Below are 19,543 nucleotides of genomic sequence, written 5' to 3' on the forward strand. Positions count from 1 at the left end.
TCATATTTATTCGCTTGCCATAGATTCTAACCGTGCCTCCTTTTCTGCTTTCATCTCCGCACTCTTACGGGCATCCTCCGCCTTTTGGTGGTGATACCCGATCACAAACCGTCCCTGATTCTCCATGCTGAGTTGGGAAGGGAATTTTCCGGCAAGCTTTTCCATGAGCGCATTGATTTGCTTCTCGATATTTACTGCGGCGCCCGGGTTGTCTCGCCGGAGCTTTTTCAAGTGGGCCTTGCTGAGAGATTCCAGCTTGGGAAAAGCAAGCACCGGATAAGTGGAAGCCATGTTGCAGTAACGGTCGGCCACGGTCACGCTAACCTCCTTCTGGGCCGCGTACTGGAGCCTATCGTACACTGCCAGGAGCCGGCCGCAGACGTAGGCCGGATGATCCAGGTCCTCTTCGAGTCTTTCCTTCATAATCGGTCCTCCTTTCATTTCCACCTTTTCAATGTCGTTTACAGACATTCGGATTAAACCCACTCGGACTGGCGACATGCGAGCATCGCCGGTTTCAACGTGCAAACGTGTAAGCGCCGCGGCCAGGATAGTCCGATCCAGAGGCAAACCGTACAATGCCCTGCGAATGAGCATCACAGAACGTTTGGCATTGATCTTGTTATCCGTCTTGACACGCGGCGGTGACACCGCAAGTAGAATTTTCCACATAGGTTCAGGATCGGAAAGACTGCCATTTTTGAAAACGTCCGGAATGCGCTGGTCTACAAACCACGCTCGTATGTTTGCTCTCACGTTTGAAAGCTTATCTCGAAACCAATAGCGAACTAGAAGGCGGCCACCGTTTCCCGAGACTGCGGCCAAGTAGAAGTCGTTGGGGTCCGTGTCGGCATCGGCGCGGCCGAAGAAGGGCGCAGAGAGTAAGCGTTTCACCATTTTGGGTTGAGCCTGGTTGAAAAGAGCGTCCATGTCGTCGTCGGAAGGCACACGAGTCCAATAGAGAAAAGCTACGCCGCCGGCATCGAACCGAGTGGATACTATTTTGTCCCTTGAAGATCCACAGCGGTGTTGCCCGGGCTTAAGCAGGTCGTTCAAAGCCAGGACATAAGCTGTGGCGCGGTCCGGGCTGACCGGGCTGTTGGCGTTTTTATCCCAGCCGTAGGATTGGTAGGCGTCTTTATCAAAGGATATGAGAGACACGCCAGAGGATTGTCCCCCCAACTTAGCGGTTCCCATAATTTTGTCATGGGTTGGTGCAAATGGCCCGATATTCCCCGAGATCAGACACATACCCTTGCCACCTTTTTCAATCCGCTCTGAAAATTTTTCCTCGTAATGCTTGCGCCAGTAGTCGCGAACGTTACTGTGTTCGATCACAGGCCCTCCCGGATTCTCGGAAGCCGGGTCCCGGGGTACTACGGCAAGAGTTACCAGGCTGCCGGGTCTGGGTTTGAGCATGGCCAATTTTTCCTTGGCTTTGTTGATCTCATCGAGTTGTTCATAGAATTTGGAGCAGGTTTTGAGCGACTGATACTGTGTTTCGTGGGCGGCTTTCTTCATGAGTCCAATGAAGGCCTTATAGTGCTTGTTGTGCTTTTCAACTTCATTGTCCTTGGTCCATCCCTTCTTTCTTCCATCCTCCTCAACGTAAACATATACTCCAAGAACATAGGAGATAGCATCGCAGCCCAGGAGAGGATGAATGTGATTCGGGTTATTCCTTGCGACTGGTGATTTGGGTACCTTGAGGGGGAGTGGGTCTCGAACGTTTTTTTTTCCCCTAGTGACCTCCTTTGTTCGCTCCCGGATTCCGGCAAAAGTTCCATCCTCATAAAGCTGGATAGAATAGGGAACCGGCCTCTCCTCGAAAGCTTTATCTGCAAGCTGATCCGTGAGATAGGTGTCCGCGTAGGCTGCTAGTGCATGTACGAGCATCGGAGTACCTCTTCTCTCTGGCCAGGGTCCACAATGACGCGGTCCGGGCTGGTGTCCATTACGCCTTGTTCGAGCCTGGCATGGAAAAACACGGCCTGGTTATCCACCCCCTCTTTCTCTTTCATTTTCTTTTTTTGAAATACCACATCATAGAGCATGAGCCCAAGGTCTTGAGAGACTTCAATTGGCCTTTCATCCTGGTTCGGATATGAAAAGAAACAGGCGAACTCACGGCAACCGAGATAAGGGCGATGGAAGCACTGACCCTTCTCCACTCGCCGGTTGAACATGGCCATATACTTGGCCGAATGGTTCTCACTGTTGGGATCATACACTCTCGGCTCGGCCTCTATCACGTAGGCCACGTTTTGTAGGGCCAAGGTGTTTCTGGGGGTGGCATCCATACTCCCGGCACCGGCAGTTTGGGGCTCATATTTCTCCGGTTGTTTCATCCATTGCTTCACTGCACTTGGCGGGATTTTACTTTGGATCTCGTTTCTTCGCACTGAAGTAAACCTGATTGGTTTCAAAACCCCGATCCTGTGGATGATCCAGCGCATTTCAGGTCGCCATAAAATAGCATCCAAGATGCCGCGTGCAGCTGAGGGTGTCATTACCTCATAACTTACACGCTCTACTTTCATTTCCGGCCGGCTGAAACAAGCATAAGGTCCGGCCACCCGCACTCGCACATATGTGTTTTCGGGCATGTTTGGCCTCCTTTCTTTTTGTTTATATGATCAAAACGTCATCAGAGTGAATCATAAATCCCAGTTTCCTTGAATAGAATCTTTGTTCGCAACACCAGATATCGGAACCCGGTAGAAGCTCAAAAATAGCGCCGGATTGTCTGGCCTGAACAAACTCGTGGTTATAAAGCCCTATCTGATAACGCTGGAGCTTCCGGGAAAGCCCCATGTCGAGTACCCCCTGGTTTCTTAACTGGCGAATCAACTTCTCGGCTTTTTCATTGTAGGGCACAAGTATGGAAACCATCGGCTCTTCAATCATGGCAAAGCGCTTCGCAATCTCCCGGAACTCAAGGCGCCTGCGCAACCCCTCGATGTCATGGGTGTCGAGATCTGACTGGTAATAGCGATTGAAGAATCCCCTTATATGGGCGGGGTCATGGATGGAAAGCGCTTCGCTTCCCGCAAGCATGGTCTTAGTTATTTCCGTAGCATCTCGGTATGCACCCGGCGGTGTTGTGGGTTTCCCCGAGGGATCATCCGGTTCGAAGATGATGACCTTCCCTCCCGGCTGACCCTTTGATGCCGTTAGCTTGCCCTCCCGGTCACAACGCCCTGCCGCCTGAATGATTGAGTCAAAAGGCCCCACGGCCCTAAATACCACCGGAAAGTCCAAATCTACGCCAGCTTCTACAAGCTGGGTGGCGACGACCCTACAGGGGCAATTTGAGTCGTCAAGAGCTTTTCGGATTGTGTCTAATACCTCAAGGCGATGTTGCGGGCACATGCGTGTGGATAAGTGCCAGAGGGAATCTTTTTCAAAATCTAGCTTCTCATGAAGTTTGCTGAAAAGAAGGCTTGCGTGTTTTTTCAAGTTTACGACACACAGTGATCGCGGTTCAGAAGCTATCCGTTCGGTCATGTCATTCCATGAACACTGTCCCGCTCTAACATCTTTTTCCGGCCAGCGAATTGTAACCCGTGCTAAGTTCTGGAAAAGATATTGTGTATTTGGAACAATTTCTCTGATCGTTCCTTTTGTCCAACGTGGATCATGTTGGTCGGCGTGCTCCGGCTTCTCAAAAGCTGGCTGGGTGGCCGTGCAAAAAAGAAAGGTAGTTCCCCAGTTAGTGGACAGTTCTTTCATCGCCGTGAGCAAAGCTCGAAGTAAATGACGGGGAAGTGTTTGCACCTCGTCAAGGATCACGATTGATCGGGCCACATTATGAAGCCTGCGTAGGTCTGACGGTCGGTTGGAAAAAAGACCGTCAAAGAAACGTACGGAAGTCGTAACAATGATGGGAGCGTTCCAGTTTTCAATGGCCGATAGGTTTCGGCGTTGCTGAAGATTGTAATCCTCACCGGCTGGCACGTCTTTTATGAAATTGCCGGAATGATGTTCGACTATTGCATCATTGCCGATCGCTTCAGCATATACACTGGCGTTTTGTTCGATAATCGATAGGAACGGAATGACCACTATGATCCGCTGGACTTCTTCAGGATTCAAGCTCGCGCGCCGTAGCGCGAACGCCATAGAGGAAAGCGTTTTCCCTCCCCCGGTGGGCACGGTTAAAGATAAAAGCTTGTTTTCCCACTGTGCGGCATTTTTGCAAGCCTCAAAAATCGACTGGCGAGCATCCTTCAAAGGCCCTGCGGGGACTTTCTCGGCCTGTTTGCCAACGTATGCTTGTATGCGCTGAAATCTATTCCATGCATCCAAAAGGTCATTGGGTTGATATGGCATCCCAGAAGTATCTATGCGATCTGCATCTACCAGACAACTGAACATCATTCGTATCCACATATCTTTACTAATCATGTTGTTTTGATCTGAATGTGAAGTTAACGTGTCCAGCAATTTGTCCACCACTTCCTCACCAAGGTCGTTTCTGGCGCGTTCCAAAATATTATTCAGCGTGTTTTCGATCCGTTTTGAACGCAAGTTAATGTCATTTGGGTTGCTAAGGCCTGAATGATGACCAGCGACGGCAAGTGCGATGTCATATGCCTTTGCTCTTTGGGCAAAGGCCGCACCGTAACCTGAATGCTCGACTCTGGATTTTGGTTTTCCCATTGCTGTATCGCGCAACAATTGTTGAAAGGAGTCTAAATACTTTCCGATATCATGAAGCAATCCAGCACTGCAAACTTTTTCAACGAAAACATGATCTCTACTTGCAGCCTCAGCGAAAATCATTGCAAGCCTCTCAACTCCGTGGAGGTGTTCACGCAAGGTTTGCCAATGACAACCATTTTCCCCGGGCAGCATTCCATGATGCTTATAATCAGAATGAGCGAAATATACATCATTTTGATAGTTCATTTCTTATCACACCCACAAGATGATCTATCATGGATTGCCGTCCATCCTTTTAAGAGCCTTCCGTCCAGGCTGTGGGCATACATCCGATTTGTATTTTTCTCATCCATTGAATCTTTGCCCTCCGGTTTACGCATAACTTTTTCTGTCCGAGTTCGGGCGTTGATCATAGTATACCTGATCATGGCACCGGTTAGCACCACTGCTAATTTTTTCAATACTACAGAAGATGAGACAATATATGTCCGCTTTCAATTCTCCTTACTTCAACTGAGTAATATAAAATTGTGTTCTCAGGTTTTGGAGAAACTATGACACATGTTTTGCAGTATAGTATGAGTAGAAGTGTCTATCTGGAGGCATCTATGCGACATTCCATTATCAGGGGTTTTCTTTTTACGATCATCGGGATTGGAGCTTTCACGGTAGTTGCCTGCTCGACGACCCGCATTACCCTGGAAAGCAGAGCCGATATCCGTTCTTCCCTTCACAGGAGTGTGGTCGTTCTCTCGATATTTGGAGAACCCTTGCTGGATGAGGCCGTTTTCCGTGCATATCAGCATGTCCTGCAGGAGGCAGGGGTGAGTGTCCTTGGAAGGGGGGATCTCGCATCCAATGGTAATGACCAATCGTTGGAAGGTCTTGTCCGATCTGCGCTTGAAAAGGGGGCCACGGCACTCCTGGTTCTGGCTCCTGCCGACATTGAATCGGCGGAGGAAGGATTTCTGAGGGTGGGAGCCAATAAGATGAAAGGGTGGGGGGATCGGAACGCCTGTGATCCGCCCCAGGCCGATCAGCGCTTTCTGGATTATTCGGAGGATAATTTCAAGGCTCCCGATACGTTACCGTACATCGATCGGTTGGATATTTCCGCGATCTTCATTGACCTTCAAAGGGCAAAAGAGGCCTGGAGAGGAAGAACGATGACCCGTGGAGCTGAAGAGGTGAAAACCGAGGCCTTGATCGAAGACCAGGCAGCGACAATTCACCGCAGGTTAAAACAGGTGGGATACCTTCCCTGAAGTACACATCCGCCGGAATGTGATAGGATAGTAAGGAATGTGACGAACTACTATGGATGAAGGTCAGGAGGTTGATCCATGAAAGATCGCGTGACTGAACTGAAAGATAATATGGAGAGAATTCGGGACACACTCAGAACGCTTGAAGATGACATCCAAACCCTGTTCGAGGGTATTGTTTCCCTGTCCGAAAAGACTTCAGATCTGGAAGAAAAGGTCGGCGGGCTTCACACCGAAGAATAGCCTTCGCCCTGTTTATTGAGTTGCACGCATGGCGACAGGGGATGCATCCTATCCATTACGAATAAAGGAGCACCGGCCATCGATCGGCTGAGGGAGACTTCCGATATCAGGAAGACGTGTCGAATTCCTTAACCAGGAAGGGGCATATTACCCGGATGTTATAATGGCCTGCCATGGATAAGCATCCGAAATCCTTTGACTGTACGGAAGACGACATCCTCGATCTTGCGATACGGCGGGGGTACATCACCAGGGAACTGATCGAAGAAATTCAAACCGTTTATATGGTGGAGCAATCGGATGCAGATATTTCCGATCGCATTGTAGGACCCCGAATCGTCCACCTTCTCCAGTCCGGCTCCCTCGATAATGAAATTCTTTCGGAAATCATGTCGGAGCTCGGCATCCCCGGAGAGGACCAGGCCACGCTTCTGATTGGGAAATCCGATTCAGGAAACAGGACTGTGAAGAAAGGAGATTCCGGTGTTCGATCCGGAGGTCTGACAACGGGCAGCCGAATTTCTCACTTCCGAATTGAACGTGTCCTCGGACGGGGAGGGATGGGGGTCGTGTACCTTGCCTGGGATGAAACGCTGGAACGGCCGGTTGCATTGAAATTTCTGCATGGGGAAACTCCGGATCAGGAGCGGAGGTTCATGCGGGAAGCTCGGACCCAGGCAAAGATCGACCATGCTCACGTGTGCAAGGTGTACGAAGTGGGCGAGGCGGAGGGCCGGCCCTACATTGCCATGCAGTACATTGAGGGGCGCACGCTCCAGGAGGTATCCCGGACCCTCACCCTGGACGGCAAGGTCGCGCTGATGGCTAAGGTTGCCGATGCACTTCACGCAGCCCATGAGCGCGGTTTAATCCACCGGGACCTGAAACCGGCCAATATCATGGTGCAGGATGGAGAAGAAGGTCTCATGCCTTTTGTCCTGGACTTTGGTCTCTCCAAGGAAATCGAAGCACCCAACATCACTCACAGCGGAATTATTGCCGGTACTCCAACCTATATGGCTCCGGAACAGGCATCGGGGCGGGGTGCCGATCTGGATCGGCGGACGGATGTATACGGTTTAGGTGCAACACTCTACGACATCGTGGCCGGGGGAGCGCCCTTCCAGGGGAATTCCACCGTGGATATTCTGATGAAGGTGATTCAGCAGGATCCGATTCCCCTGAGTCGCCACCAGCCGAAAATTCCTGGGGATCTGGAAACCATTATCATGAAGTGCCTGGAAAAGGATCCATCCCGAAGGTACGAAAACTCCCGTGCCCTGGCGGAAGACCTGCGACGATTTCTGAAAGGGGAACCGATTCTTGCAAGACGGGCTTCCATAGCCGAGAAGACGTGGAAGCGGGTGAAACGTCACCCCACGGTCTCCACGGCGATCGGGGTCCTGGTTCTTGCCCTTGTTCTGCTTGGCATCCATGCTCTCTGGTCAAGCCATACGAATCAGCTCAGAAGAACGTATGACCAGACTTTTGATCGGGAAGTAGCCTTTGTCGAAGAAACGCTGCGTTTTGCCTTTACTTCACCTCTACATGATATCGGCCCCGAACGGGATAAGGTTCTGAACCGGCTGACGGATCTGGAGGAACGAATTGAGAGGGAAAGCCGGCTTGCAAAACCATCGGGATACTACGCCCTTGGAAGGGGATATCTGGATCTTGGGGATTGGAACCGGGCCCTGGAGTTTCTTCAAAAGGCGTGGGACCAGGGAAATCGAAGGCCCGAATCCGCCTACGCCCTGGGGCGCGCCCTCGGTGAGGTCTATTTCGAAGAACTATCCCAGCTGGAAGGAATACGGGATCGGGAGCTCAGGGAAAAGCGCCGAAAAGAACTTGAAGTCGAGTACCGAATTCCAGCGATCACCTATCTGAATGCAAGCCAGGGAATGGATATCGCTTCTCCGGCGTTCGTTGAAGGGCTGATCCTCTATTACGAAAAACGATATGATCAGGCGATAGCAAGAGTGGAAGAAGCAATTCAGGAAGTTCCCTGGTTATACGAAGCCCGTTCTCTCAAAGGAAGGATCCTCCGGGCCATGGCCGAGAAGTCCCTCGAAGAGGGGAAGACAGAAAGCGGTGTCTCGATGATGGAGAACGCGATGATAGCCACCCAGAGTGCCGTTGCGACGGCACCCAGCGATCCCGGTTCCCTCCTGGACCTATGTCGCCTCAGGACAGGTTTACTGAAGTTCCCGGTGTTCATCCAGGAAAACAACCTCGACGCTCTTATGAACGATGCCACGTCTGCCTGTGAGCAGGCGATGACAGCAGATCCGACCTCCCCGTTGCCTTCCACGTTTCTGGCCATGGCATGGCGGGCCCGGGCCTATACCGAGGTCGGCCGCGGCGTGAATCCTGCAGAAAGCCTGGCCAGAGCAGAGTCTCATGCACGCCATTCACTGGAGGTTCGGCCGGGCCACCTGATGAGCCGGCTCGAATTGAGCAACATCTACCAGGTCAAGGAAGAGCGCGCCCTTATGGTGGGAGGGGACCGGGCAACACTCATCGATGCGTCGATTGACCTTCTCGAACAGATTCTGAAAGATAAACCCGATTATGTTCTGGCCCTGAACGAAATTGGATCGGCCTATTTGCGAAAGGCGAGGCTCCTCAGAGACAGGGGAGAGAACCCGGTCGAGTATCTCAACCGGGCGATTGACGCCTATCATCAGAGACTGGAAACCAGTCCTGACAATGAAAAGACTCTCTATAACCTCGGTTTGACCTATGAGGAGCTGGCCAAGGTTCAGATGGATCGGGAACAGGACCCGACCCGGGCGCTGGATGAAGCCCTTCAAAGCTATACGCGTCTCACAGGAATTAATCCGGCGAATATCTCGGCACATCAGAGCGTGGGTACCGTCTACCGGCTCAAAGCCGAATACGCAATCTCCCTCGGGGAAGATGCACTCCCCATGCTGGAACAATCGATCCATTCCCTGGAAAAGGCGACATCCCTGGGGCCGTCCAATCGCTACATCTTTAACTCTCTGGGGAACACACAGCTCTATCTGGCTGATCAGCGTGCCCGTGTCGGACAGGATCCCGTTCCCGACTATTGGAATGCCATAGAAAGTTATCGGCGAGAGCTTCAAAACAATCCGACCTTCATGTTTTCCTACAACAATATCGGGGAAACTTACGTTCACTGGGCCCGATATGAACTTTCCATGGAAAGAAATCCTTCCGGACTGCTCGAGAGCGCGAAAACCGCCTTGAATGAAAGCCTGAAACTGAACGCAAAACGTGCCACTCCCTACTTTGTGCTGGGATCCGCCTCCGGGGTGGAGGCGGAATATCTTCTTTCCAGGGGCAGCAACCCTGACCCGGCTGTCAATCGGGCCCTGTCTTACTTTCATCAGGGTCTGGCCATCAATCCGGCCATTCTGCAGGCGTATGTGGACGCGGTAAAAATCCTTGCCTTTTCCCTGACCTATGGTGTGAGCCACGACCGGTCTGTAGAGAAAATGACGACCGAGGCTATGGCCCTCCTGGACCGGGCGCTGGAAAGAAATAACCGGTATGCCGAGGCACTCCTGTGGAGAGCGAAGGTGCGCATACTTTCCCGGCCCACAGGAAAAGGGACTTCGGACGTTTCAGCCATTGAAGCCGATCTCAGGTCAGCCGAAGAGTTGGATCCATCCCTGCATGAAGAAATCCTGGAATTGCGGAAATAAATGTTGAAACCGGACTCAAAAGGCTAATTATCACTCAGTAGTATCCTGACGTTAATCGGATAGACTCTGCTGTTTAGTAAGTTCGCCCATCTGTTTCTGTAATTCTGGAGGAGTAAACAGATGTTCTATGGGCATACTGAAAACCTGTAGAATTGTGCAGAGACCGGCATCAAGATCGAGCCTCTTTTTCCCGACAGCAACCAGCACATAGATGGTGATGGCAATCCGGATCTTCCCAGCGTTCTCTGACAGGCCCTGGAAGGCCTTGATTCGCAGGTGCTGTGATCCATTTGAAAAAGAGTTCTACCTTCCAGCGACATCGATAGAGATCCGCCAGGGTCTGAGCAGATAAGAGCTATTGTTGCAGAGAAGGACAATCCTCTGATCATTCAGGTCATCGTGAAATCGGATTCTCCTTAGCTTATCCGGGAACTCATTTCTTTCACGGACACCCGAGAGATGGATCATCTGATCGTACCGAAGGCCTCCTGTCCGATCCACCGGATGGGAGTAAAGTTTTTTGTATTGCATATTCTTCTTGGCCCTGTCCAGGAAGAAAGCGGAGTATTAATGGATACGATATAGACGTGAGAAATCCATATACCCTCGATCCATGATATAGAGGACTCTTGCCTGCTGAATGATCACCCGGGCAAAATCCGCATAGATCCTCCAATCACGGGTTTCATTGACATGCGCCAGAGTGTTTCGGGAGAACTTACCACGAAATCCTGAGTGGTACAGTTTTGATTGAGCAGCCCGCAGACTGGCTTCACTGTCACGAAGACTTTCGTTAAGCAAAAGCCATGCACAAAGACTGATCCCAGCAGGTAGAACTCTTCTTTGTAATGGCCTGCATACCGATCGACACATATCTTGAATTCACAGGTTGGCAAGAATCCCATCAATTGGGAGAAGACCGTCTTCATGGAACGCATTGCTATCCTTCCTCACTGAATCTGGATCTCCATGATTCCAAGATTTTGGAAGTTGTATCGAAAAACTTTCTGAAGAGGAAATCAGCCTGCTAAATAAGGAAATAATTCGTTATGTGACCACTACGTTGGGACAGCACTGATTATCACTCCAAAATCAGGTTGGATCTGGTAGATGCGGGAATTCCCCTATTTATGGCCATCACATGTTTATGCCGGATAATCCTTACGGCCGGAAGGGGAGAGTTTCAACAGAATCAGGTGTTCGGGTCCGTTTTTTCTTTGTAGATCACTGCCCGGTCTCGACCTTCGGCCTTGGCCATGTACATGGCCCGATCGGCTTCTTCCAGCAGTTCCCGTACAATGACTTCCACGGGCTGATCACTCTTTTTCAGCACGGACCATCCGATCGAGACGGTTATCGAGAGGGTGCCGGCACCCGTTAAACGCACGGAGAGATTCCGTACCGAGGTAAGGACCCTGTTGGCCGCCTCTCGAGCCTGATCCGCGTCAGATTCTGGAAGAACAATCAAAAACTCATCGCCTCCATATCGCCCTACATCGTCCGTGTCCCTCAAAGAATGATCAATTGTCATTGAAATGCGCTTCAGGACGATGTCACCCACGAGGTGCCCGTGGGTATCATTCACCGCCTTGAATAGATCGACATCCACCATGCAGAGAGCCAGGGGGCGCTCATACCTGCACGCGCGCTCTACCTCCCGTGCCAGAAAGAGGAGGATGGCTTCTCGCCGTTTGAGCCCGGTGAGATGATCATAGGTGGCGGAGGTGAAAAGTCGTGCGTTCTCGAAGACTACGGCCGTGTTGTGAGCCAGAAGCTCCATCAATTCCAGTTCCTCAGCCCGCGGGTCCCGGCCGTCCAGGGTTTCCCCCATGAGGATCACGCCTGCCAGATGCCCTCGCACTTTCATGGGGACAATGATTTCAATCTTTTCCCGTTCCATGTAATGGGTGAGGGGAGAGGATGACTGAGGGAGCCTGGATCGCGTCTGAACGCCTCTGGAATGGAGCAGGTGGGTCATGGAAGGATCGTTGAGGCTGACCAGGATGGGATCGATCGGTTCCTCTCCTTCAACCAGCTGGAGAACGCCGGCATGTTCATCGGCGAGCAGGAGAGCTGCCTTCCGGACATGGAAGAGATCTTTGAGGTGGTCAGCCAGGCGGGCGGCCATGTCTTCCACGTTTCCCGCCTCCGGAAGGGTTGCGGCAAGATCGACGATTCTCTGGCGGAGCTGGGAACGCTCGGGAAAGAAACGTGAGTCAATCAGTGCCTGTGTCCACTGCCGGAAGGGCTGGGCCAGCAATCCGAGCAGAAGGGCCGCAAGCGCGATAATCCAGCCGGAGGGGTGGGATCCGACAACGGTTCGGGAAAGGATCACACTGCCCAGTCCAAGAAAGATATAGAAAACTCCAAGGAGAGCCCCCGTAAGAAACGCGTAAATCAAACCCTTACGAACGACCAGGTTGATATCGAACAGGTCGTAACGGTACATCCCGATAAAGATCGCAATTGGATAAGGAAGAAGGACAATGGACCATGCGACATCCATCCACACAGGCAGGGAATGCCCGGAAATCGCCATCAGGGTCGTGATGGTGATCGTTGCCGCCCAGGGAAGGATCCCGAGGAGCACGAGACCGGCCTGGTGACGTCCCAGTGGAATGGGGTAGCGGAGAGCCTGATATCCAAGCAGAAACAGAAGAAGAAGAACCCATAGCGGGAAGAGGATCGTGTCCATGTACACCTGAAGAATATGCATCAGGTTGTGACCCGCCGGCCAGTCAGCGGTATCCATCAGATAGATAGCCGCTCCCCCAAGGCCTGTGAGAAGTCCTAAAAAATACACACCGGGCAAAAAGATCCTGGATCTCTTTCTCCAGGGATGGATATCGGGGATGACAGAGGCCAGATGAATTTCAAGGATGAACTGAAATCCGGAAAGGAGATAAAACCCGGCGCCCGTAAGCCAGCCAATATCGTGCCCCAGCACAGACTTATCCGGCATGGAAAATTCAAGTGCCACAAGCCAGGTGAAGAGATAGAGGAGACGGGTTCGAACATCCTGACGGGTGCCGAGCGCAACGAGGAGAAAGAGAAGGAGACAGATTAGAACCAGAAACCCATTCAGTATGGTTGAAATAAATGGAAAGGGACCACCGGGAATGATGGGAAGCTCCAATTCAAGGGGGCCTCGCTTGATCTGGAAAATCGCGACCCGTCCCCGCTCCATGGTTTCCTGGGCTCTATTAAAATCTTCATAGGCGCTGATCGGTATATGGTTGATCGAAAGGAGACGGTCCCCGGGACTGATTCCTCCAAGGTCGGCAGGAAGCCCGGGGAAGGTCTGCTCAATCAGGATTCCGGTTTGATCATGGCCGAGGTAGACGCCAATCTGCCGATCGACTTCGGCTCGGATTTCCATCCACTGAAAAGCCAGAAGTATCAGGATAAGAAAGGCCAGGGTCCAGATTACGGCCTTCGGAAGAGGGCGGACAGACGGGAGGGTGGGGGGGGTAAGTTCATTCATGGGTTTCTTTACGTCCCTATTATCTCAGATAATGAAGTCCGGGACTACCATACTCCCGTCGGGATTTCGATTTTCGGCAGGCGAAACCGTCATGGTCCTCGGAAAATGGGAGTTCATATGCATGCATATGGCCCTGATGGTTGACGACCGCGCTAGAATAGTTCCTGAGATCTATGATTCATGATTGTTCGTTCGCCCACACCCGCTCCCTTCACGGAGATCCTGGAATCGCTCCCGACGGAATATTCCCATGCGCGCCCTCCTTTCTCTTCTGACTCCTGGAGGACTGATCCTGGCCCTTGTCATGATTGTGGAGAGGACTCCATCTCTCGCACCCTATCTGGGATCCGTCGTTCCCATCGTTCTTGCCATCCTCTGGTTTATTGCCATGGTGGTGTCCTGGATCTTTCGACAGAACAGGATTCTCTTTCTGAGCATTATTCTGGGGCTGTCCTGGGCTGTCTTTCTGCCCGGTGCACAGGGTGCCGTCTCTCCACTAGTGGTTCAGATCGCCCTTGTCTGGGTGCCTGTGAATGTTTTTCTCCACCTCTTTTTCCCACAGCACGGGATCTTCCGTCCCAAAAGCATCGCCTTCCTGGTCTTTCTTGCACTCCAGGTTATGGTCCTGTCGGCCGGAGTCGCACTTCGGGCTCCATCCATTGAGACCTTCCTCCATAAAAGCCACCTGGCCCTCGTGATTCTCCCCCGCGGGGGAATGGTCTTATGGGTCTTTCCACTCCTTCTTGTCATGGTACGTTATCTGCTGGAACGGGAACCTGTAGATCGAGGGTATATCTGGACCATACCTGCTTTGTGGCTGGGAATTCTGCGTTATCCCGACCTGGAAAAAATGGCTCTCTACGGCTCAACTGCCCTCTTCATACTTCTCCTTGCCATGCTGGAAAAGAGCTATCGTCTTGCGTACAGGGATGAACTTACGGGGCTTCCGACCCGGCGAGGCCTGCAGGATGCACTGAAATCTGTGGGATCCACCTATGCCCTTGCCATGGTCGATATCGACCACTTCAAATCGGTCAATGATCGATATGGTCATGATGTGGGTGACCAGGTATTGAAAATGGTGGCAACCCGGCTTCAGGCCGTTCGCGGCAATGGCCGGGCCTACCGCTATGGAGGCGAAGAATTCACGATATTCTTTCCCGGGCGCACCCGGAAAGAGGTTCAGGATGTTCTGGAAGAATTACGAAAGGATGTCGCAGACAATCCCTTTGTAGTCCGGGGTGAGGGGAGACCCAGACGAAAACCAAAGAATCCGCTGAGGGGAAAACGGTCCGCCCTTAAAGATTTAAAAGTGACGGTCAGTATGGGAGTATCCGACTCCGTCGGAGCATCGTCCGGCCCCGAGGAGGTCCTGAAAGTTGCGGATACGGCCCTTTACCGGGCAAAGAAGGCGGGCAGGAACTGTATTAAATATGGAAGGACCTCATAATGAACGGTTATTGCGATGGGAGTGCCTTTAGGAGATCAGGGATATTGGATCGGGAGGTGAAATCATGGAACGGAAAGCGATCTTCGGGTTCACGTTGTGCTTCATTTTTCTATTTGGAGAAGGCATGTTTGGAGGATCTCATCGGATCCAAACCTTTAAAAATTTGATGGATGCACTGAATTCCCCGGCCCGGGTGAAAGTGGTTGTGCATTATGCAGAGTGCCGGCTGGTCATGGATGACGAAGAAGTTACCCGAGTTCCCGATGCAGTGGGTTCGCTCTTTCTGGATACCTGGGAGTACTTTGCGAAAGGGGCGATCCGAAATGAAAAGGCCTATCTGGCCGCTTCCACGTCTGTGTTGATTCACCACAGCCGTTATGGATATGTCCTTAACTATGCAAAGTTCAGGATCGAAGAGGATGGAAATGTTGAAATTGTCGCACAATACCTCGATCCCAAATCCTACGAAGCCGTGATGGATGAGACCTTCTTCTGCCGGATTGATGACGGGAAGAGCCATGGAGGCGTCAACCTCTTCCTCGACAACTGAGACCTTTCAGGCGGGTGTCCCTTTCCAATTCGTCGGCATGCCGACCAGAAACAGGTAACCGGCAGCCCTGTCGGGACCTCCGGACTCCCCGGAAAATTGTTGCCCCACGTGGGTTTACTATCTCAATTTCTGGTCGTTGAATCGTTTGTCAAGTTCCTGGATCCTGGAGCTTTTCTTTCCTGTTTTTCTGATTTTTTCCATCCATTCTGCCGCTTCGCTCCGCAGATTTTCCCTTTCTGCATCTTGCAGGGGTAGCGTTTCAACTTTTTCCAGGATCGTATCGGTTAGAAAAATCGCAGCATCGGTGTAATCGGGATTGATTTCCAGGGCGTTTCGAAAGGCAATCTCTGCCCGGGAAAGTTCTTTGTCTCCAGAAATACCCGCACGCCTCTTTTCATGGTATAGATCCATACATGTCGTTCCTAAATTCATGGCTGCGAATATGAACCTCGGGTTGACCTGCATGGAACGGGAAAAATAATTCACGGATTCTGTCATCGCTTCAAGATCAGCCTTCCCGGACTTCTGGCTGAATTGTGACCGGTCACGATAGAGTAATCCGAGGTTGTTCAGAGCATGGAAAAAATCAGGCTGCTGCTCCAGAGCCAGGTCCAGTGCCCTTTCCGATTGGTCGAAGTAATCGGCCGGATTTTCTTCAGAAGCGGACATGGCGTACTCCCCCAGAAGACGCATGGCCACGCCAAGATTTAAGAACGCATAGGCCCTGTCCGTCTCCCGTTCAGCAGCCCGGGAAGCATATTTTGCGCAGGTTTGAAGTGCATCTCTCGGATCCTGACCGTTTTTTATCAGATACATGGCCCAGCGTTTATAGGCATTGGACAGGCTGTTATAAATATTTCCGTTTTCAGGATCGGCCGTGAGGCTTTCCTGGCAATAAAGGACGGACTGCTGAAACGCGTGCTCCGGTGATTGGCCTGAATCGATGTCAATGTAGATTTGTGTATTCCATCGCTCGCACAGCGATTGATACGCCTGGGGAAGGCTGCGGGCAATATCAATCGAAGCCAAATAAAACGTTTCAGCGGATTTGTAATGTTCGGAGGCCTGGTTGTTTCGGCCCTCGAGACGGGCGAGGTCGCCCTCCACCATATCGATGTCTCCTCGGCTCATGGATGCCAGATAGGCCCATGTGTCCCGATTCAGAATGGTATCCAGCAACTTCCTGGCTCTTTCGAATTTTCCCTCATAGAAGGCAATCATCGCTTCCTGATACCGGGGGTCTCCGACCATAGATCCGGACTGAGACATTCGAAGAAAAGAAACGGCAGGAATCCGGTAGGACTCTTCAACTTCCTGGCGGCGTTCTTCCCGTTCTTCCTTGGACAGTTTGCTCAGCTCTCGCAACTCTTCCTGGTAGAGACGCCCGTGTACCGAACCCAGCGTGCAGGCAAGCTCCGGCTCCCTGAATCCAGCCTGCCAGGCCCTGGAAAGATGGTCCAGGGCTTTTCGGTAGTCCTGAATGGCGTAATATCCCTCTCCGAGCGCGTAGTGAAAAGGACCCGCCGCTGTTCCCTCTTCATGGAGTGAGAATTCTTCCTCCAGTTCCGAGATCTTCCTCTGGACCTGGGCCCGTTCCTGATTGATGTCGTGAAGGGGGAGAAGAACTGCCCGGTCCATGATCGCCCTCATCTCTCCGGCTTCCTGGCTGTACCGATGGGTGAGGCGGCTTCGTTCCGCGGCTTCCCAACGGCTGCGAATCAGCCACAGGGACAGGATTGAAGTGATGAACAGTGCCAGAGCGACCACCAGAGACAGGAATTTGTGTTTCCGGATTTTCCTGGAGATTCGATAGAGAATACCCGCGGGGTGTGCATCAATGGGGTCTCCATCCAGAAAATGGCGCAGATCCATAGAGAGCGCCTTTGCAGAATCGTAACGCCGGTCCGGATCTTTTTCCATACAGGTGGAAACGATGGTCTCAAGGTCACGCGGGATGTGCGGGTTGAGGGTCTTGAGAGGAGCCGGGTCATCCTGAACGACCTTCGTGAGTATCTCTACGACACCCTTTCCTTTAAAGGGAGGAGATCCGCCAAGCACTTCGTACAGGGATGCTCCCAGGCTGTAGATGTCACTGCGACGATCCATAGAGGCCATATTGCCCTGTGCCTGCTCCGGAGGCATATAGCATGGAGTTCCCAGGATGGTTCCGGATACGGTATGGCCCTGAGATTCCAGGTCACGAGCCAGCCCGAAATCCATGATGTAGGGTTTCCAGGGGCCGTCCTCCAGTCGTTCCACCATGATGTTGGAAGGCTTGATATCGCGGTGAATCAGCCCGGCTCTGTGGGCGGCATGCAGGGCATCCGCGATTTTCTCAAAGACGATGGACTTTTCCTCGACGGACATCTCTGCGGCGGCCTCCTTCAGCTCCCGCCCGTCGATATATTGCATGGCAATGTAGGGTGTACCGTCAATTTCACCCGATTCATAGACCTTGCAGATGTGTTCATGGTCCACACGGGCCTGGGCCCGGGCTTCACCGAGAAAGCGTTGAACCAGCTCCGGCTCCGATATCTTAATCTGCTTTAATGCAACCAGACGATCCAATCGGGTATCCCGTGCCCGATAGACCCGTCCCATACCACCCTCGCCCAGGATGGATTGGATAAGGTATGGGCCGAAGTTTTTTCCTTCAAACGACTCTTTTGCCGCGGATGAATCTGGTTTTGTGGAAGCATGGACCGTTTGTACATGATCAGAGGCGGACATCAACTCTTCTTCGAGCCTGGAGAGAATTTCCGCGTTGAGCCGCCCTTCTGAAATCAGAAGCGATAATCGGGATCCCCATCGGCCAGGCTGGAGAGTAACCTGGATATCGTCTGAAACCCTTTGTTTGAGGGAGGCAAGATCTTCCTCTGAGAGGTACCCTCGTCTCAAACAGAGTTCAAGTATCGAGTCTTCAAAGTGAAAATCCACGGGACCCGACAATTGTATCGCAGCTTCGTACAGAGATGAATTGCGAGGGGCGATATCCCTGGAGCTGAAGAACCCTGGAAGAAAACTACGGGGAGGTTTCTTCGTTGTTAATCCTTGCTTCGTCCGACCTGTCTTCTTCCAGGATCTTACGAATTCACGAGAGCGTTCTAACCCCCGTGATACGGTCATGGATAAAAATGGATACAGGGTAGAGAACAAGAAAGAGAAAAAGATTCATGGAAAAAGTCACGGCAGGTTTCATCTCTCCAAGCATGGGCTGAATGCTCAAAGGAACGATTAGAGCAACCAGCGACGCCATCATGGGCAGCAGGAGGGTGTGAGAGAAGTCCCGGATCCTGATACCTGCAAGATGAATGGCTAACCGCATGGCAAAGGGATCTATAAGCAGTGCGCTGATCAAAATTGTCAGGGATGTGCCGGCGAGACCGTATCGATGTGTCATCGGATAGATCAGCACGATAATGAGCAGGAGGCGGACTGCCTGAAGCTTGGTTGCAATATGGGGTCTACCGAGACCGTTAAAGAGGGGACCGGTGGTAGCACTGATGGAACGGAGAAGTCCGCACAGGGCGAGAATCTGCACGATGGGAACTATGGGCAGCCAGTCGGGGGTTAAAAAAGAAGGGTAAAGTCTCCAATGAGAAGGATGATCATCAGGGAGAGAGGAATGGACAGGAGGGCCGTCAGGCGCAGAACATTGTAGATAGGCCCGCGAAAGGCTTCGGGGGCGATCCTGGAGGGTCGCATAGGCCGGGAAGGCTACCTGGGAAAGGATATGGGTGATTTCCGTTGGGGTGTATTGGAGAGGTAATAGGCGACCTGGTAAATTCCCAGAGCGGCAGCTCCCAGGACTTTTCCCACATAGATGTCGTCTCCCAACATGATCAGGCATACGATGATGCTGCTGCCCCAGATCCACTTTCCGTACCCCACGAGGGATCTCGCAATCTCCATATTGATTCGGAATCCTGGTACCTTTCCGCCAATCAGAAAGGGAGTGAAAGTTCTTGTGGCATGTCCGGACAGGTACCCGAGGACCAGAGCCCAGAGCGACCGTGTCATCAGGGCAATCGTCACGGCGACGATAAACTCGATGATCGTTCCCGGAAACATGTAGAGAAAATGTTTGGTTCCTCGCTGAAATGAGTGGGTTGCGAGTGTAGAATGTGGGTTATCTGAAGGAAAAGAGAGGCCCACATAGAGACGAAGGAGATTTTCAGTACCGCACTTGGGTTA

At 51.9% G+C, this 19,543-nt stretch carries 14 protein-coding genes; 5 read left to right on the forward strand and 9 right to left on the reverse strand.

Annotation, left to right across the window (positions count from 1 at the left end; all coding sequences use genetic code 11):
- Positions 1-6: 6 nt before the first annotated feature.
- From cas8c to cas3, 3 genes are read right to left on the reverse strand one after another with little or no spacing between them, the layout of a single operon-like run.
- Positions 7-1,896, reverse strand: coding sequence for a type I-C CRISPR-associated protein Cas8c/Csd1 (cas8c, locus tag PLD04_13965; protein HXK69433.1), 1,890 nt, complete (start codon positions 1,894-1,896; stop codon positions 7-9).
- The gene (cas5c, locus tag PLD04_13970) at positions 1,878-2,606 is read right to left on the reverse strand and encodes a type I-C CRISPR-associated protein Cas5c (protein HXK69434.1); all 729 of its coding nucleotides are present in this window, start codon (positions 2,604-2,606) and stop codon (positions 1,878-1,880) included. Before cas5c ends, cas8c begins: the two co-directional genes overlap by 19 nt.
- Before the next feature lie 22 nt (positions 2,607-2,628).
- The gene (gene cas3 / locus PLD04_13975) at positions 2,629-4,911 is read right to left on the reverse strand and encodes a CRISPR-associated helicase Cas3' (GenBank protein ID HXK69435.1); all 2,283 of its coding nucleotides are present in this window, start codon (positions 4,909-4,911) and stop codon (positions 2,629-2,631) included.
- Between the two features lie 362 nt (positions 4,912-5,273).
- Here cas3 and PLD04_13980 point away from each other — a divergent pair, with 362 nt between their 5' ends.
- From PLD04_13980 to PLD04_13990, 3 genes are all read left to right on the forward strand, one after another.
- The gene (locus PLD04_13980; GenBank protein ID HXK69436.1) at positions 5,274-5,930 is read left to right on the forward strand and encodes a hypothetical protein; all 657 of its coding nucleotides are present in this window, start codon (positions 5,274-5,276) and stop codon (positions 5,928-5,930) included.
- Between the two features lie 78 nt (positions 5,931-6,008).
- A complete protein-coding gene (locus tag PLD04_13985) occupies positions 6,009-6,173 on the forward strand; it encodes a hypothetical protein (protein ID HXK69437.1) in 165 nt (54 codons plus the stop codon).
- Positions 6,174-6,346: 173 nt separating this feature from the next.
- Positions 6,347-9,865, forward strand: coding sequence for a protein kinase (locus tag PLD04_13990; GenBank protein HXK69438.1), 3,519 nt, complete (start codon positions 6,347-6,349; stop codon positions 9,863-9,865).
- Positions 9,866-10,509: 644 nt separating this feature from the next.
- On the opposite strand, the gene PLD04_13995 is transcribed toward PLD04_13990, so the two are convergent.
- Entirely contained in the window at positions 10,510-10,794 is a 285-nt protein-coding gene (locus tag PLD04_13995; protein ID HXK69439.1) for a hypothetical protein, read from the reverse strand.
- A 263-nt stretch (positions 10,795-11,057) separates the two neighbouring features.
- Complete coding sequence (locus PLD04_14000; protein HXK69440.1) at positions 11,058-13,349, reverse strand: diguanylate cyclase; 2,292 nt, start codon at positions 13,347-13,349, stop codon at positions 11,058-11,060.
- Positions 13,350-13,599: 250 nt separating this feature from the next.
- Between PLD04_14000 and PLD04_14005 the strand changes: the two genes are divergently transcribed.
- Entirely contained in the window at positions 13,600-14,799 is a 1,200-nt protein-coding gene (locus tag PLD04_14005) for a GGDEF domain-containing protein (protein HXK69441.1), read from the forward strand.
- A gap of 64 nt (positions 14,800-14,863) precedes the next feature.
- Entirely contained in the window at positions 14,864-15,349 is a 486-nt protein-coding gene (locus PLD04_14010) for a hypothetical protein (GenBank protein HXK69442.1), read from the forward strand.
- A gap of 117 nt (positions 15,350-15,466) precedes the next feature.
- On the opposite strand, the gene PLD04_14015 is transcribed toward PLD04_14010, so the two are convergent.
- The 4 genes from PLD04_14015 to PLD04_14030 form a co-directional block, all read right to left on the reverse strand.
- Positions 15,467-18,286, reverse strand: coding sequence for a protein kinase (locus tag PLD04_14015; protein ID HXK69443.1), 2,820 nt, complete (start codon positions 18,284-18,286; stop codon positions 15,467-15,469).
- A gap of 154 nt (positions 18,287-18,440) precedes the next feature.
- Positions 18,441-18,890 (reverse strand): polysaccharide biosynthesis C-terminal domain-containing protein, encoded by a 450-nt coding sequence (locus PLD04_14020; GenBank protein ID HXK69444.1) that lies wholly within the window; start codon positions 18,888-18,890, stop codon positions 18,441-18,443.
- A 29-nt stretch (positions 18,891-18,919) separates the two neighbouring features.
- Complete coding sequence (locus PLD04_14025) at positions 18,920-19,054, reverse strand: hypothetical protein (GenBank protein ID HXK69445.1); 135 nt, start codon at positions 19,052-19,054, stop codon at positions 18,920-18,922.
- Positions 19,055-19,066: 12 nt separating this feature from the next.
- Positions 19,067-19,420: an oligosaccharide flippase family protein gene (locus PLD04_14030; protein ID HXK69446.1), complete on the reverse strand. Its 354-nt coding sequence runs from the start codon at positions 19,418-19,420 to the stop codon at positions 19,067-19,069.
- Positions 19,421-19,543 lie beyond the last annotated feature (123 nt).

Source organism: Thermoanaerobaculia bacterium (assembly GCA_035593605.1).
Lineage (GTDB): Bacteria > Acidobacteriota > Thermoanaerobaculia > UBA2201 > DAOSWS01 > DAOSWS01.